At 68.4% G+C, this 13,455-nt stretch carries 15 protein-coding genes; 11 read left to right on the plus strand and 4 right to left on the minus strand.

Annotated elements, in window-relative coordinates:
* Nucleotides 1–56 precede the first annotated feature (56 nt).
* Genes ACPWT1_RS17545 through ACPWT1_RS17570 form a run of 6 tightly spaced genes read left to right on the plus strand, consistent with a single transcriptional unit; the run spans nucleotide 57 to nucleotide 3,409 of the window.
* Complete coding sequence (locus ACPWT1_RS17545; RefSeq protein ID WP_427912428.1) at nucleotides 57–623, plus strand: RNA polymerase sigma factor; 567 nt, start codon at nucleotides 57–59, stop codon at nucleotides 621–623.
* A complete protein-coding gene (locus ACPWT1_RS17550) occupies nucleotides 620–1,048 on the plus strand; it encodes a DUF3619 family protein (RefSeq protein ID WP_427912429.1) in 429 nt (142 codons plus the stop codon). Before ACPWT1_RS17545 ends, ACPWT1_RS17550 begins: the two co-directional genes overlap by 4 nt.
* A gap of 12 nt (nucleotides 1,049–1,060) precedes the next feature.
* Nucleotides 1,061–1,843, plus strand: a complete 783-nt coding sequence (locus tag ACPWT1_RS17555; RefSeq protein WP_427912430.1) for a DUF3106 domain-containing protein — start codon at nucleotides 1,061–1,063, stop codon at nucleotides 1,841–1,843.
* 57 nt (nucleotides 1,844–1,900) lie between these two features.
* Entirely contained in the window at nucleotides 1,901–2,389 is a 489-nt protein-coding gene (locus ACPWT1_RS17560; RefSeq protein WP_427915582.1) for an RDD family protein, read from the plus strand.
* 31 nt (nucleotides 2,390–2,420) lie between these two features.
* Nucleotides 2,421–2,828: a diacylglycerol kinase gene (locus tag ACPWT1_RS17565; protein ID WP_427912431.1), complete on the plus strand. Its 408-nt coding sequence runs from the start codon at nucleotides 2,421–2,423 to the stop codon at nucleotides 2,826–2,828.
* On the plus strand, nucleotides 2,825–3,409 hold the full coding sequence (locus ACPWT1_RS17570) for a TIGR00730 family Rossman fold protein (protein WP_427912432.1): 585 nt from the start codon (nucleotides 2,825–2,827) through the stop codon (nucleotides 3,407–3,409). The genes ACPWT1_RS17565 and ACPWT1_RS17570 overlap by 4 nt, the downstream gene beginning before the upstream one ends.
* A gap of 19 nt (nucleotides 3,410–3,428) precedes the next feature.
* Here ACPWT1_RS17570 and ACPWT1_RS17575 read toward each other — a convergent pair whose 3' ends face one another.
* Together ACPWT1_RS17575 and ACPWT1_RS17580 are read right to left on the minus strand one after the other, a co-directional pair.
* Nucleotides 3,429–3,767: a P-II family nitrogen regulator gene (locus ACPWT1_RS17575; RefSeq protein WP_427912433.1), complete on the minus strand. Its 339-nt coding sequence runs from the start codon at nucleotides 3,765–3,767 to the stop codon at nucleotides 3,429–3,431.
* 15 nt (nucleotides 3,768–3,782) lie between these two features.
* Nucleotides 3,783–5,447, minus strand: coding sequence for an NAD+ synthase (locus ACPWT1_RS17580; RefSeq protein ID WP_427912434.1), 1,665 nt, complete (start codon nucleotides 5,445–5,447; stop codon nucleotides 3,783–3,785).
* A 16-nt stretch (nucleotides 5,448–5,463) separates the two neighbouring features.
* Here ACPWT1_RS17580 and ACPWT1_RS17585 point away from each other — a divergent pair, with 16 nt between their 5' ends.
* Nucleotides 5,464–6,648 carry a GNAT family N-acetyltransferase gene (locus ACPWT1_RS17585; RefSeq protein ID WP_427912435.1) on the plus strand — a complete coding sequence of 395 codons (1,185 nt, stop codon included), beginning with the start codon at nucleotides 5,464–5,466 and terminating at the stop codon, nucleotides 6,646–6,648.
* A 46-nt stretch (nucleotides 6,649–6,694) separates the two neighbouring features.
* On the opposite strand, the gene ppa is transcribed toward ACPWT1_RS17585, so the two are convergent.
* Nucleotides 6,695–7,237 carry an inorganic diphosphatase gene (gene ppa, locus ACPWT1_RS17590; RefSeq protein ID WP_427912436.1) on the minus strand — a complete coding sequence of 181 codons (543 nt, stop codon included), beginning with the start codon at nucleotides 7,235–7,237 and terminating at the stop codon, nucleotides 6,695–6,697.
* Nucleotides 7,238–7,469: 232 nt separating this feature from the next.
* On the opposite strand from ppa, the gene ACPWT1_RS17595 reads away from it, so the two are divergent.
* Nucleotides 7,470–9,632: a sodium-translocating pyrophosphatase gene (locus tag ACPWT1_RS17595; RefSeq protein ID WP_427912437.1), complete on the plus strand. Its 2,163-nt coding sequence runs from the start codon at nucleotides 7,470–7,472 to the stop codon at nucleotides 9,630–9,632.
* Nucleotides 9,633–9,674: 42 nt separating this feature from the next.
* On the opposite strand, the gene ACPWT1_RS17600 is transcribed toward ACPWT1_RS17595, so the two are convergent.
* A complete protein-coding gene (locus tag ACPWT1_RS17600; RefSeq protein ID WP_427912438.1) occupies nucleotides 9,675–10,268 on the minus strand; it encodes a TetR/AcrR family transcriptional regulator in 594 nt (197 codons plus the stop codon).
* A gap of 115 nt (nucleotides 10,269–10,383) precedes the next feature.
* On the opposite strand from ACPWT1_RS17600, the gene ACPWT1_RS17605 reads away from it, so the two are divergent.
* From ACPWT1_RS17605 to ACPWT1_RS17615, 3 genes are read left to right on the plus strand one after another with little or no spacing between them, the layout of a single operon-like run.
* A complete protein-coding gene (locus ACPWT1_RS17605; RefSeq protein WP_427912439.1) occupies nucleotides 10,384–11,202 on the plus strand; it encodes a metal-dependent hydrolase in 819 nt (272 codons plus the stop codon).
* A gap of 45 nt (nucleotides 11,203–11,247) precedes the next feature.
* Nucleotides 11,248–12,681, plus strand: coding sequence for an aldehyde dehydrogenase family protein (locus ACPWT1_RS17610; RefSeq protein ID WP_427912440.1), 1,434 nt, complete (start codon nucleotides 11,248–11,250; stop codon nucleotides 12,679–12,681).
* A gap of 12 nt (nucleotides 12,682–12,693) precedes the next feature.
* Nucleotides 12,694–13,455, plus strand: a complete 762-nt coding sequence (locus ACPWT1_RS17615; RefSeq protein WP_427912441.1) for an SDR family oxidoreductase — start codon at nucleotides 12,694–12,696, stop codon at nucleotides 13,453–13,455.

Below are 13,455 nucleotides of genomic sequence, written 5' to 3' on the forward strand. Positions count from 1 at the left end.
TCACAGGTCCCGCAGAGACAACGAACGGTACCGGCGCCCGCGCCGCCCTCGCCCACTTGGCCACAGAACAAGAACTCTCCGACTTCCTCAAGAGCGTCGAGAAGCGGGCTTTCAAGCGCTCGGTCTACCACGTCCGCGACGAGGAGGCGGCGCTCGACATCGTGCAGGAAAGCATGATGAAGCTGGCCGAGCACTACGGCGACAAGCCGCCCGGCGAGCTGCCGATGCTGTTCCAGCGCATCCTGTCCAACTGCACGCTGGACTGGTTCCGCCGGCAGAAGACGCGCAACGCGCTGTTTTCCAACCTCAGTGACTTCGAATCGGCGTCCGAGGACGGCGATTTCGACCTTCTGGAAACTTATGCCGCGCTCGAAGGCTCACAGCAGGCGGAGAGCGCGGAGGACGTGACCCGGCGGGCACAGATCCTGCGGGAAATCGAAACGGAGATCCAGGCGCTCCCGGCGCGTCAACGTGAAGCATTCCTGATGCGTTACTGGGAGGACATGGACGTGGCCGAAACGGCAGCGGCCATGGGCTGCTCGGAAGGCAGTGTCAAGACGCACTGCTCCCGGGCTGTCCAGGCCCTCAGCAAAGCACTGAAGGCAAAGGGAATACAAGGATGAATGCCGCCACCCGCGATCTGGCGCTTGCCCGCCAGGACCAGTTCGGCCGCCGCGTCGCGGCCCGGCTGGATGCCGCCACGCTCGAGTTGCCTCGTGACATCACGGAACGCCTGCGCGCGGCCCGTGTCCAGGCTCTGGCCAAACGCAAGGTGGCGGCCTTGGGTGAGGCCCGTTCCGTGCAGGTGTCGGGCGGCCAGGCCACGCTTGGTGGTGACGAAGCCCCGGGCTGGGCTTGGTGGCACCGCCTCGCCTCGGCGCTTCCGCTGGTCGTGCTCCTGGCGGGACTGGTGACCATCCACGTGGTGCAGAACGACACCCGCGCGCAGGAACTGGCCGAGGTCGATGCCGCCCTGCTCACCGATGACCTGCCGCCGTCGGCCTATGCCGACCCGGGCTTCGTCCAGTTCCTCAAGACGAGCGACTGAGCGGGGGACGGCATGCACGTCCGCCGCACGCTCCCAGCCTCGATCGACCGCCGCTTGCTGCGAGCAGGCCTGCTGGCCGCGCTGGTCGCCGGCATGCTGGCCGCCGGGGCCCAGCCTTCCGCGCAGCAACCCAAACCTTCCACGCCTGCCAAGGCCCAGGCCAAGCCGCCCCAACCCCCTGCGTCGCGCGTGCAGGGCAAGCCGCTCTGGGCCGAGCTCACGCCCGACCAGCAGCACGCCCTGCGGCCGCTGGCGCCGTCGTGGAACGGGATGTCGGAGGGACACAAGCGCAAGTGGCTGGCCATGTCGCAGAACTTCCGCAGCCTGTCGCCCGACGAGCAGGCCAAGCTGCAGACGCGCATGACGGAATGGTCCGCGCTCAGTCCGCAGCAGCGCACCCAGGCTAGGCTGAACTTCGCCGAAGCCAAGCGGCTGACAGCGGACGAGCGCAAGGCCAAGTGGGAGGCCTACCAGGCACTCTCGCCGGAGGAGAAGCGCAAGCTCGCCGCCGGCGCGCCGAAGAAGACGCCACCGACAGCCGCGGCCGTGCGCCCGATCCCGCCGCAGAAGCTCGCCAGGGTGCCGCATCCCAGTGCTGCCGCCCGGGAGCCGCGCATTGCGGCAGGCCCGGCCGTGCCCCAGCATGTCGCGCCGGCGCCGGCGCCGGTTCCGGCACCTGTCCCCACGTCCGTACCCACGACCAGCCCAGCCCCGGCAGCAGTACCGGTGCCGGTGCAGACGGTTCCGCAGGTCCCGTCCACGGCGCCGATGCAGCCGGTGACGCAGGAAAACTGAGCCGGCCCGCATGAGCGAAGTCCCCGCCGGCGAGGTCGGCAGCATTCCGCCTGCCGCATCCGGCCTGCTCGCCCCCCGCTAGCCCGCCGCATGGCCTGCTGGCTCTACGAAGGCATGCTGCTTTTCGCCGTGGTGTTCATGGCCGGCTGGCTGTTCAGCACCCTGGTCCAGATGCGCAGCGGCATCGATCCCCGCCGCTCGCTGCTGCAAGTCTTCATCTTCATCGTGTTCGGCATCTACTTCGCCTGGTTCTGGAGCCGTGGACGCCAGACCCTGGCGATGAAGACCTGGCACATCGCGCTCGTCGACAAGGACGGTCGGCCGCTCACACAACAACGCGCGGCCTGGCGCTACGTGTGCTGCTGGCTCTGGTTCCTGCCGCCGCTGGTGGCGCTGTCACCGTGGCATCTGGGCGGACGCTCCGACGCCGTCGCGATCGTCGGCTGGGTCGTGCTCTGGGCGCTGTCCAGCCGCCTCCACCCCCAGCGCCAGTTCTGGCACGACGTCCTGGCCGGCACCCGCCTGGTCGATCGACGGCCGTCCTGAGCGCGCCACTGGCGTCGTGGACAATCGCGGCATGTCATTGCTGCACACGGAAAGCCTCACGCACACCAATCCGCAGAAGCTGCGCACCGGCCTCAGCCGGATGTGGCACGCCACCGGCTATTCGTTGGCAGGCCTGCGCGCCGGCTGGGGCGAGACGGCATTCCGCCAGGAGGCGGTGGCTGCCATCGTGCTGCTGCCGCTTGCCTTCTGGCTCGGCGCGGGCTGGGTGCAGGTCGCAGTGCTGGCCGGCTCGGTGTTGCTGGTCCTGATCGTGGAGTTGCTCAACACGGGCATCGAGGCGGTTGTCGATCGCATCGGCCCGGAATGGCACGACCTCTCCAAGCGCGCCAAGGACATGGGCAGTGCCGCCGTGCTGCTGGCGCTGCTGCTGGCGCTGGGCATCTGGACCGCCGCCATCGTCGATCGGTTCACCGCATGACGGCGCCCTTCTCCATCTGCGTGTACTGCGGCTCGCGCGCCGGCGTGGCGGAGCCCTTCGTGCAGTCGGCCCGGGACGTGGGTCGCTGGGTCGGCGAGCGCGGCGGACAGCTGGTCTACGGGGGCGGCAACAAGGGCCTGATGGGCACGGTGGCGGACGCCACGCTGGCGGCCGGCGGCACGGTGGTCGGCGTCATTCCGCACGCGCTGGTCGAGAAGGAGTTCGCCAAGCGCGATTGCACCGAGTTGCACGTCGTGGACACCATGCACGACCGCAAGCAGAAGATGGCCGAGCGCGCCGGCGCGTTCCTCGCGCTGGCGGGCGGCATCGGCACGTTCGAGGAACTCTTCGAGGTCTGGACCTGGCGCCAGCTGGGCTACCACGACAAGCCGGTGGGCATCCTGAACACCACCGGCTACTACGACCCGCTGCTGCAGTTCCTGGCGGGCAGCGTGCGAGCCGGCTTCATGAACGACTGGCAGATGGACCTGGTGCGGGTAGGCACGGAGCCCGCGGCGCTGCTGGAAGCGCTGGTGGCCGGCAGCAAGCCGGCCGGTGCACAGGACCTCTCGAGGATCTAGGAGCCCAGGCTCCTGGGGCTCAGACCGCCGATTCGTCGGTCTCGCCGGTGCGGATGCGCACGACGCGTTCGACGCTGGTGATGAAGATCTTGCCGTCGCCGATCTTGCCGGTTCGCGCGGCCTTCACGATGGCGTCGACGCAGCGCTCCACGTCGTCGTCCTTGACCACCACCTCGATCTTCACCTTCGGCAGGAAGTCCACCACGTACTCGGCGCCGCGATAGAGCTCGGTGTGGCCCTTCTGGCGGCCGAAGCCCTTGACCTCGGTGACGGTCAGGCCGGTGACGCCGCATTCGGCGAGCCCCTCGCGGACCTCCTCCAGCTTGAACGGCTTGACGATGGCGGTGATCTGCTTCATGTGACTGGCTCTCCTCTAGGCCCTGAACTTCCCGGTTATAGGATAGCGCCAATCCTTGCCGAAGCCGCGGTACGAGACCCGGATTCCAACCGGCGCCTGCCGACGCTTGTATTCGTTGATGCGCACCAGGCGCGCTACCTTCTCCACCACGGCGCGATCGAACCCCGCGGCCACGATCTGCTCGATGCCCTCGTCGTCCTGCATGTAGCGAATGAGGATCGCGTCCAGCACCTCGTAAGGCGGCAGGCTGTCCTGGTCGACCTGGTCGGGCCGCAGTTCGGCGCTGGGCGGGCGCGTGATGATGCGTTCGGGAATCGGGTTGGCGCCGGTGCCGTACGGATCGTTCCGGTTGCGCCACTTCGCCAGCGAGAAGACGGTGGTCTTGAACAGGTCCTTGATCACCGCGAAGCCACCGGCCATGTCGCCATACAGCGTGCAGTATCCGGTGGCCATCTCGCTCTTGTTGCCGGTGGTCAGCACGATGCTGCCGAACTTGTTGGACAGCGCCATCAGCAGCACGCCGCGGATGCGGGCCTGGATGTTCTCCTCCGTCGTATCCTCCGGCAGGCCCTTGAACTCGCCGGCGAGAGATGCCTTGAAGGCCTCGAACTGCGGCGCGATGGAGATCTCGTCGTAGCGAACGCCCAGCCGCGCGGCCATGTCGCGGGCGTCGATCCACGAGATGTCCTGCGTGTACGGCGAGGGCATCATGACCGCGCGCACCTTGTCCTTGCCCAGCGCATCGACGGCGATGGCCAGCACCAGCGCCGAGTCGATGCCGCCCGACAGCCCCAGCAGAACGCCGGGGAAACCGTTCTTGCCGATGTAGTCGCGCACGCCCATCACCAGCGCGTCCCACAGGTCGGCATCCTGCTCGCGCGGGGGCGCGATCGTGGACGACAGCACCGGCCGGCCGCTGCTGTTGTCCGCAGTGACCATGAACAGGTCTTCGCGGAACGCGGGCGCTCGACCCACCAGCGTGCCTTCGGCGTCGACCGCGAACGAGCCGCCGTCGAACACCACCTCGTCCTGCCCACCCACGAAATGCGCATAGACCAGCGGCATGCCGACGGCCCGGGCGCGGTCGGCCATGCGCGACACGCGCTCGCCGCCCTTGCCGACGTGGAACGGCGAGGCGTTGATCACGGCCAGCACTTCGGCGCCGGTCTCCTGCGCCAGCAGCGCGGGCTCCTCGAACCAGGCGTCCTCGCAGATGAGCAGGCCGACGTTGACGCCGTCGACCTGGAACACGCAGGTGCCCTTGCCGGGCGTGAAGTAGCGGCGCTCGTCGAACACCTGGTAGTTCGGCAGTTCGCGCTTGGCGTACGTCTCGAGGACGCGGCCCTCGGACACCACGCTGGCGGCATTGAGACGCCGCTGCACCTGCACCGACTTGCTGCGCAGGTCGCCGCCGACCGGATGCCCGACCACGACATGCAGGCCCTTCAACCCCGCGAGAGCGCGGGCCACGGTCTTCAGGGCATCATCGCAGGCGGCGACGAAGGCCGGGCGCAGGAACAGGTCCTCGGCCGCATAGCCGCAGATCGAGAGCTCGGGAGTGAGCACCAGGCGCGCGCCCTGGTCATAGGCCCGGCGCGCTGCATCGATGATCTTCTGCGCGTTGCCCGGCATGTCGCCCACCACGAAGTTCAGCTGGGCAGTGCAGATTTGAAGGGCCATTGAGACCTTGTCAGCGGTGAGAAACGACCCGAACGATTATGTCATCCGTCTTTGCGAATCCCCGGCAGAGATCGATGCCCCGGCATGGAACGGACTGCTCGCGTCGCAGGATGCACCGACGCCGTTCATGCGCCATGAATACCTCGCCGCCCTGCACGACAGCGGCAGCGCGACCGCGAAGAGCGGTTGGACCACGCGACTGCTCACATTGTGGCGCGGTCGGCAGTTGCGCGGCGCCTGCGCGCTCTACCTGAAGGACCACTCGTACGGCGAATACGTCTTCGACTGGGCCTGGGCGAATGCGTACGAGCAGCATGGCCTCGCGTACTACCCAAAGGCGCTGGTCGCGGTGCCGTTCACGCCGGTGCCCGGCTCGCGCCTGCTCGCGGTGGACGCAGAAGCGCGACGGCTCCTGGTGGAGGGCCTGGTGGCCCTGTGCCGGCAGGAAAAGCTCTCGTCGCTGCACCTGCTGTTCCTCTCCGACGCCGATGTCGAGGCCTGCACCGCAGCAGGCCTGATGCAGCGCCACACCGTGCAGTTCCACTGGCTCGGCCAGGACTGGCCGACCTTCGACGCCTTCCTCGCCAGCCTGTCGCACGACAAACGCAAGAAGATCCGGCAGGAGCGCCGCAAGGTCGCGGACGCAGGCGTCACCTTCCGCGCGTCCCGGGGTGACGAGATCAGCGCGGCCGACTGGGACCTTTTCTACCGCTGCTACGAGCGCACCTACCGCGAGCACGGCAACCCGCCGTACCTGCGGCGCGACTTCTTCCGCCGCATGGCCGCGCACATGCCCGGCAACTGGCTGCTGTTCATCGGCAGCCGCAACGGCCGCGACATCGCGGCCAGCCTGATCGCCCTCTCCACCGATGAACACGGCGCTCCGACGGTGGCCTATGGCCGCTACTGGGGCGCGCTCGAGCGCGTCGACTGCCTGCATTTCGAGGCCTGCTACTACCAGCCGCTGCAGTGGTGCATCGAGCATGGCGTGGCGCGCTTCGAAGGCGGCGCGCAGGGCGAGCACAAGATGGCGCGTGCGCTGATGCCGGTGCGCACGCACAGCGCCCACTGGCTTGCGCACCCTGCGTTCGCGGACGCCATCGAACGCTTCCTGGAGCGCGAAGGCCAGGGCATCGAGAACTACCTCGAGCACCTCGAGGCGCGCTCGCCGTTCCGGCACCCGCCGCCGGACCAGGCATGAAAAAAGGCCGGGTCACCCCGGCCTTCGTTCACTGCGGCGATGCCTCTCAGGCGTTGCCCTGCTTCTTCTTGTACGCGTTGATGCCGTCGAGCACTTCCTTCCTCGCGCTCTCCGGCCCTTCCCAGCCCAGCACCTTGACCCACTTGTTCGGTTCCAGGTCCTTGTAGTGCTCGAAGAAGTGGGCGATGGTCTTCAGGCGCAGCGGGTTCAGGTCCTCGGGCTTCTGCCACTGCGTGTAGATCGACAGCACCTTGTCGACCGGCACCGCCAGCACCTTGGCGTCGTCGCCGGCCTCGTCCTGCATCTTCAGGATGCCGATCGGGCGGCAGCTGACCACCACGCCGGGGATCAGCGGCACCGGCGTGATCACCAGCACGTCGACCGGGTCGCCGTCGCCGCTGATGGTCTTGGGCACGTACCCGTAGTTGGTCGGGTAGTGCATCGAGGTGCTCATGAACCGGTCGACGAAGATCGCGCCGGTCTCCTTGTCCACCTCGTACTTCACGGGGTCCGCGTTCATCGGGATCTCGATGACCACGTTGAATGCATCGGGGACGTTCTTGCCGGGGGTGACGTTGTCGAGGGACATGGGCCTTGCTTGTGGATGGTGGGAAACGGATGACTCCGGATTAACCCTGATTTTACTTTCGCCACCCCCGCATTCCTGCCGGGCCGTGGCCGGCGCGTCACGCGAGGCCCTTATAGTCCGCCCGTTGGCCAATCGGGTCTCCGTGCACGGGGTGCGCCGAGGAAGCAACGCAGCGGGGGCACCGCTTGCGTGTCGCCTCCTCCAAGCAAAGCAACGAGCTGGAGATCAAGAAATGACTGGCAACTCGGCGCTCATCCTGGCGCTCGTCTGCGGCCTCCTGGCCGTGGGTTACGGCTTCTGGGCCCGCAGCTGGATCCTCTCGCAGGATGCCGGCAATCCCCGCATGCAGGAGATCGCCGCGGCGATCCAGACCGGCGCGGCGGCCTACCTGGCGCGGCAGTACAAGACCATCGGCATGGTCGGCATCGTCCTGGCGATCCTGATCGGCGTGTTCCTCGACGGGCAGACCGCCGTCGGCTTCATCATCGGCGCGGTGCTCTCGGGCGCCTGCGGCTTCATCGGCATGAACGTCTCGGTGCGCGCCAACGTACGCACCGCGCAGGCAGCCACGCACGGCATCGGCCCGGCGCTGAACGTCGCGTTCCGCGGCGGCGCCATCACCGGCATGCTGGTGGTGGGCCTGGGCCTGCTGGGCGTCACCGGCTTCTACTGGTTCCTGGCCGGCAATGGCCGCCTGACGCCCGACGCCCACCTGGCCACGCTGCTGAACCCGCTGATCGGGTTCGCGTTCGGCTCCTCGCTGATCTCCATCTTCGCGCGCCTGGGCGGCGGCATCTTCACCAAGGGCGCCGACGTCGGCGCCGACCTGGTGGGCAAGGTCGAGGCCGGCATCCCGGAAGATGACCCGCGCAACCCGGCCGTGATCGCCGACAACGTGGGCGACAACGTCGGCGACTGCGCCGGCATGGCGGCCGACCTGTTCGAGACCTACGCCGTCACGCTCATCGCCACCATGGTGCTGGGCGCCCTGCTGGTCGGCAACGCCGGCGAGTCCGCGGCGCTGTACCCGCTGGCACTGGGCGGCGTGTCCATCATCGCGTCCATCATCGGCTGCTTCATGGTCAAGGCCAAGCCGGGCATGAAGAACGTGATGCCCGCGCTATACATGGGCCTGGCCACGGCCGGCCTGCTGTCGCTGATCGCCTTCTTCTTCGTCACGAAGTGGCTGATGCCCGACAACGCGATCACCGCCACCGGCTCGCAGATGCGCCTCTTCGGTGCCTGCGCCGTCGGCCTGGTGCTCACCGGCGCGCTGGTGTGGATCACCGAGTTCTACACCGGCACGCAGTACAAGCCCGTGCGCCACATCGCGCAGGCGTCCACCACCGGCCACGGCACCAACATCATCGCGGGCCTGGGCGTCTCGATGCGCTCCACCGCGTGGCCGGTGCTGTTCGTCTGCATCGCGATCATCGTGTCGTACAGCCTGGCCGGCCTGTATGGCGTGGCCGTGGCCGCGACCTCCATGCTCAGCATGGCCGGCATCGTGGTGGCCCTGGACGCCTACGGCCCCATCACCGACAACGCCGGCGGCATCGCCGAGATGAGCGACCTGCCCGCCGCCGTGCGCGACATCACCGACCCGCTGGATGCCGTGGGCAACACGACAAAGGCCGTGACCAAGGGTTACGCCATCGGCTCGGCGGGCCTCGCCGCGCTGGTGCTGTTCGCCGACTACACGCACAAGCTGGAGGGCTACGGCCGCGCCATCACCTTCGACCTGTCGGACCCGATGGTGATCGTCGGCCTGTTCATCGGCGGCCTGGTGCCCTACCTGTTCGGCGCGATGGCGATGGAGGCGGTGGGCCGCGCGGCGGGCGCCGTGGTGGTCGAGGTGCGGCGCCAGTTCAGCACCATCCGCGGGATCATGGAAGGCACTGCGAAGCCCGAGTACGGCGTCGCGGTCGACATGCTGACCCGGGCCGCCATCAAGGAAATGATGATCCCCTCCTTGCTGCCGGTCGTCGTGCCGGTGCTGGTCGGCCTGCTGCTCGGCCCCAAGGCGCTGGGCGGCATGCTGATGGGCACCATCGTCACCGGCCTGTTCGTCGCCATCTCCATGTGCACCGGCGGCGGCGCCTGGGACAACGCGAAGAAGTACATCGAGGACGGCAACCACGGCGGCAAGGGCTCCGAAGCGCACAAGGCCGCGGTCACCGGCGACACCGTGGGCGATCCCTACAAGGACACCGCCGGTCCGGCCGTCAATCCGCTGATCAAGATCATCAACATCGTGGCGCTGCTCATCGTGCCGCTGGTGGTGAAGTTCCACGGCGCCGACGCGATCCCGACCCGGGCGGAAGCCACGCCTGCGGCAGTCACCGCGCCGGCCCCGGCCGCGGCACCGGCACCGGCATCCACCGTTTCGAAGTAGACCGCCGCGCGCGAGACAAGGCCCGCCGCGTGCGGGCCTTTTTCATGGCGACCGCGGATGCCCCGTGACGGCTCGCACCAGCTGCGCCGCCGGGGCCACCAGGTGCTTGATCGCGGGCACCCGGTCGCGCTCGACGCAATCCAGCACCAGCTCGTTGATGCCGCCCACGATCGCCGTCGCCATCTGCGGCGACAGCGGCTGCCTGCGCCCTCGCCCGCCGTTCACCACCTCGAGCACGAACCCGGCGATCTCGTCGTTGACGCGGCGCCGCGAGGCCAGCCCGGCCGGCCCCAGCCCGAGGATCTCGACATAGAGCGTGCGCATCAGCACGGGATTGGAGGCGAGGCAATCGAGGTAGGCGGACAGCGCCTGCTCCAGTTGCGTGTCCCAGGGCTGCCCCGGATCGAGCGCGCTCCGCAGGATCTTCAGCGCGTTGCGGCTGGCCGCCTCGTACAGCGCAACCAGGCACTCGGCCTTGCCGTCGAAGTGCTCGTAGAAGGTGCGTCGCGACACGCTGGCCTCGCGCACGATGTCGGCGATGGTGGTGGCCGCGTACCCGTGGGCCGCGACGGCGTGCGCCATCCCTTCCAGCAGGCGGCTGCGGTGGTCCGGCAGGTCGGCTTGTGGGTCGCTCATCGGGAATCCATTGTCGCCGCTCGCTCACGGCCACACATTGGTACTTGACAGTACCAGACGCAGCCCTCACCATGCGGCATTGGTACGACGCCGTACCACAGCACTTGTTCCGACCATGACCGACCTCGTCGTCCGCCGCCTGCTCGTCGACATGCAAGCGCCCATCGCACGGCACTGGTGCGCCGGCGATGCGTTCCGCACCGCCCTGTTCAACGCGTTGTCCATGAGCTTTCCGGTTGGCGAACAGTTCTTCATCGACTCGGTGCGTGGCGGATTCAAGGCACTGCCGGCCGAGCAGCAGGAGCGCTTCCGCGACGAAGTGCAGGGCTTCGTCGGCCAGGAGGCGACGCACCGCCGGCTGCACGCCCTGTACAACGGACACCTCGGGAGCCTCGGCCTCGTCAACGACTGGGAGTCGCGCGCGCGTGACCGCCTGAAGCTGATGGAGAACGTGGGCATCAGGCACTGGCTGGCCATCACCGCGGCCAACGAACACTTCACCGCCATCCTGGCCGACTGGATGCTGCACAACGCCGACCTGCTGGGCACCGACGATCCGCGCCTGGCCACCCTGTGGCTCTGGCACAGCGCCGAGGAGTCGGAGCACAAGAGCACCGCCTTCGACCTGTACCAGGCGCTGGGCGGCAACCACGAGTGGCGCATCCGCTGGTTTCGGCGCGTCACCACGGTCTTCCTGACGGACACGCTGCGCCAGACGATCAGCAACCTGCGCCACGACGGCACGTTGTGGAAGTGGAGCACGTGGAAGAGCGCCGCTTCCTACCTGTTCGGCCAGCGTGGCCTGGCGCGCCAGACCTTCCGCCCCTGGAAGGACTACCTGCGCCGCGACTTCCATCCCAGCCAGCACGACAGCTCGGCTTCGCGGCGCTGGCTGCGCGAGCACCAGCACCAGTTCGTTCCCGTGGGCGCCTGATCCGCCCCGGGCGAGGTGTCGCATGCCCGGCGCACAATGCCGGGCATGCAGCACCACTTCATCGCCAATGCGCCGGCACGCGCGTCGTCGGAGCGCACGATCCCGGTGATCGACCCCTCGGATGGGCAACCGTTCGACTCCCTGCAGCGCGGCACGGCCGAGGACATCGACGCGGCCGTGCAGGCGGCGCGCCGCTGCCTCGATTCGGTGTGGAGCAAGCTCAGCGCCGCCGAACGCGGCCGCCTGCTGATGCGCCTGTCGCACAAGGTGGCCGAGCATGCCGACGAACTGGCGGCCCTCGAGCAGCGCGACTGCGGCAAGCCGACGAAGCAGGCGCGCGCCGATGCCCTCGCGCTGGTGCGCTACTTCGAGTTCTATGCCGGCGCCTGCGACAAGCTGCACGGCGAAACGCTGCCTTACCAGGACGGCTACACCGTGCTCACGTGGCGCGAGCCGCACGGCGTCACGGGCCACATCATTCCGTGGAATTACCCGATGCAGATCTTCGGCCGCAGCGTCGGCGGCGCGCTGGCAGCGGGCAACGCCTGCGTGGTGAAGCCCTCCGAAGACGCGTGCCTGTCGCTGCTGCGCGTGGCGCAACTCGCGGCTGAATGCGGCTTCCCGGCCGGTGCGATCAACATCGTCACGGGCTTCGGCCACGAAGTCGGCGACGCCCTCGCCCGCCATCCTGGCATCGACCACATCAGCTTCACCGGCAGCCCGCGCGTGGGCACGCTGATCCAGCAGGCCGCCGCCGAGCGGCATTGCCCGGTGACGCTGGAGTTGGGCGGCAAGAGCCCGCAGATCGTGTTCGAGGATGCAGACCTCGATGCGGCTCTGCCCACGATCATCAACGCCATCGTGCAGAACGCCGGCCAGACCTGCTCGGCGGGCTCGCGCCTGCTGGTACAGCAATCGATCTACGAGCCGCTGCTCGAGCGCCTCGGGCAGGCGTTCGCCAACCTGCGCGTCGGCCCCGCGCGCATGGACCTCGACGTCGGCCCGCTGATCCGCGCCAGCCAGCAGCAGCGCGTCTGGGACTTCCTCTCCGATGCGCAGCACGCCAGCATCCCGATGGTCGCGCAGGGGCAGATCGTCGACGAGGCGCCCGACACCGGCTTCTACCAGGCGCCCACGCTGCTGCGCGACGTGCCGATCACGCACCGCCTCGCGCAGGAAGAAGTGTTCGGCCCCGTGCTAGCCGCGATGCCGTTCCAGGACGAGGACCAGGCCGTGCAGCTGGCCAACGCCACCCAGTTCGGCCTCGTGGCCGGCATCTGGACCCGTGACGGTGCGCGCCAGCTGCGCATGGCGCGGCGCGTGGAGAGCGGCCAGGTGTTCATCAACAACTACGGCGCGGGCGGCGGCGTCGAGCTGCCCTTCGGTGGCGTCAAGTCCTCGGGCTACGGCCGCGAGAAAGGCTTCGAGGCGCTGTACGGATTCACGACGCTCAAGACCGTGGCCATCCGGCACGGCTGAAGGAGACGACGCATGCGCGTTCAGGACAAGTCGATCATCGTCACCGGCGCCGGCCAGGGCATCGGCGAAGGCATCGCGAAGCGGCTGGCGCAGGAAGGCGCCCGGGTCATCGTCAACGACATCCAGCCGGCTCTCGGCGAGATGGTCGTGGCCGCAATCACGGCCGGCGGCGGGAAGGCGTCGTTCTTCCAGGCCGATGTCACCAAGTCGTCGGACATGAAGGCGCTGGTCCAGGCCGCGGTCGACCGCCACGGCCGCCTCGACGTGATGGTGAACAACGCCGGCTGGACGCACCGCAACCGGCCCGCGCTGGAAGTCAGCGAGGACGAGTTCGACCGCGTCTACGCCATCAACGTCAAGAGCATCTACCTCGCCACGATCCACGCGGTGCCTGTGTTCCGCGCCAACAAGGGCGGCGTGTTCATCAACATCGCCTCGACCGCAGGCATCCGCCCGCGGCCCGGGCTCGCCTGGTACAACGGCTCGAAAGGCGCGGTGATCACCACCAGCAAGTCGCTGGCCGCGGAATTCGGGCCCGACAACATCCGCGTCAACTGCATCAATCCCGTGTTCAACCCCGACACGGGCCTCTCGGCCGAATTCGCCGGCGGGCCGGTCGACGATGCGAGGCGCGCCAAGTTCCTCGCCACCATCCCGCTCGGCCGCTTCTCCACCGCGCTCGACGTCGCCAACGCGGCGCTTTACCTGGCCAGCGACGAAGCCGCCTTCATCTCCGGCGTCTGCATCGAAGTCGATGGCGCGCGCTGCGTCTGA

It is taken from the genome of Ramlibacter sp. MMS24-I3-19, assembly GCF_050320135.1.
Classification (GTDB): Bacteria; Pseudomonadota; Gammaproteobacteria; order Burkholderiales; family Burkholderiaceae_C; genus Ramlibacter.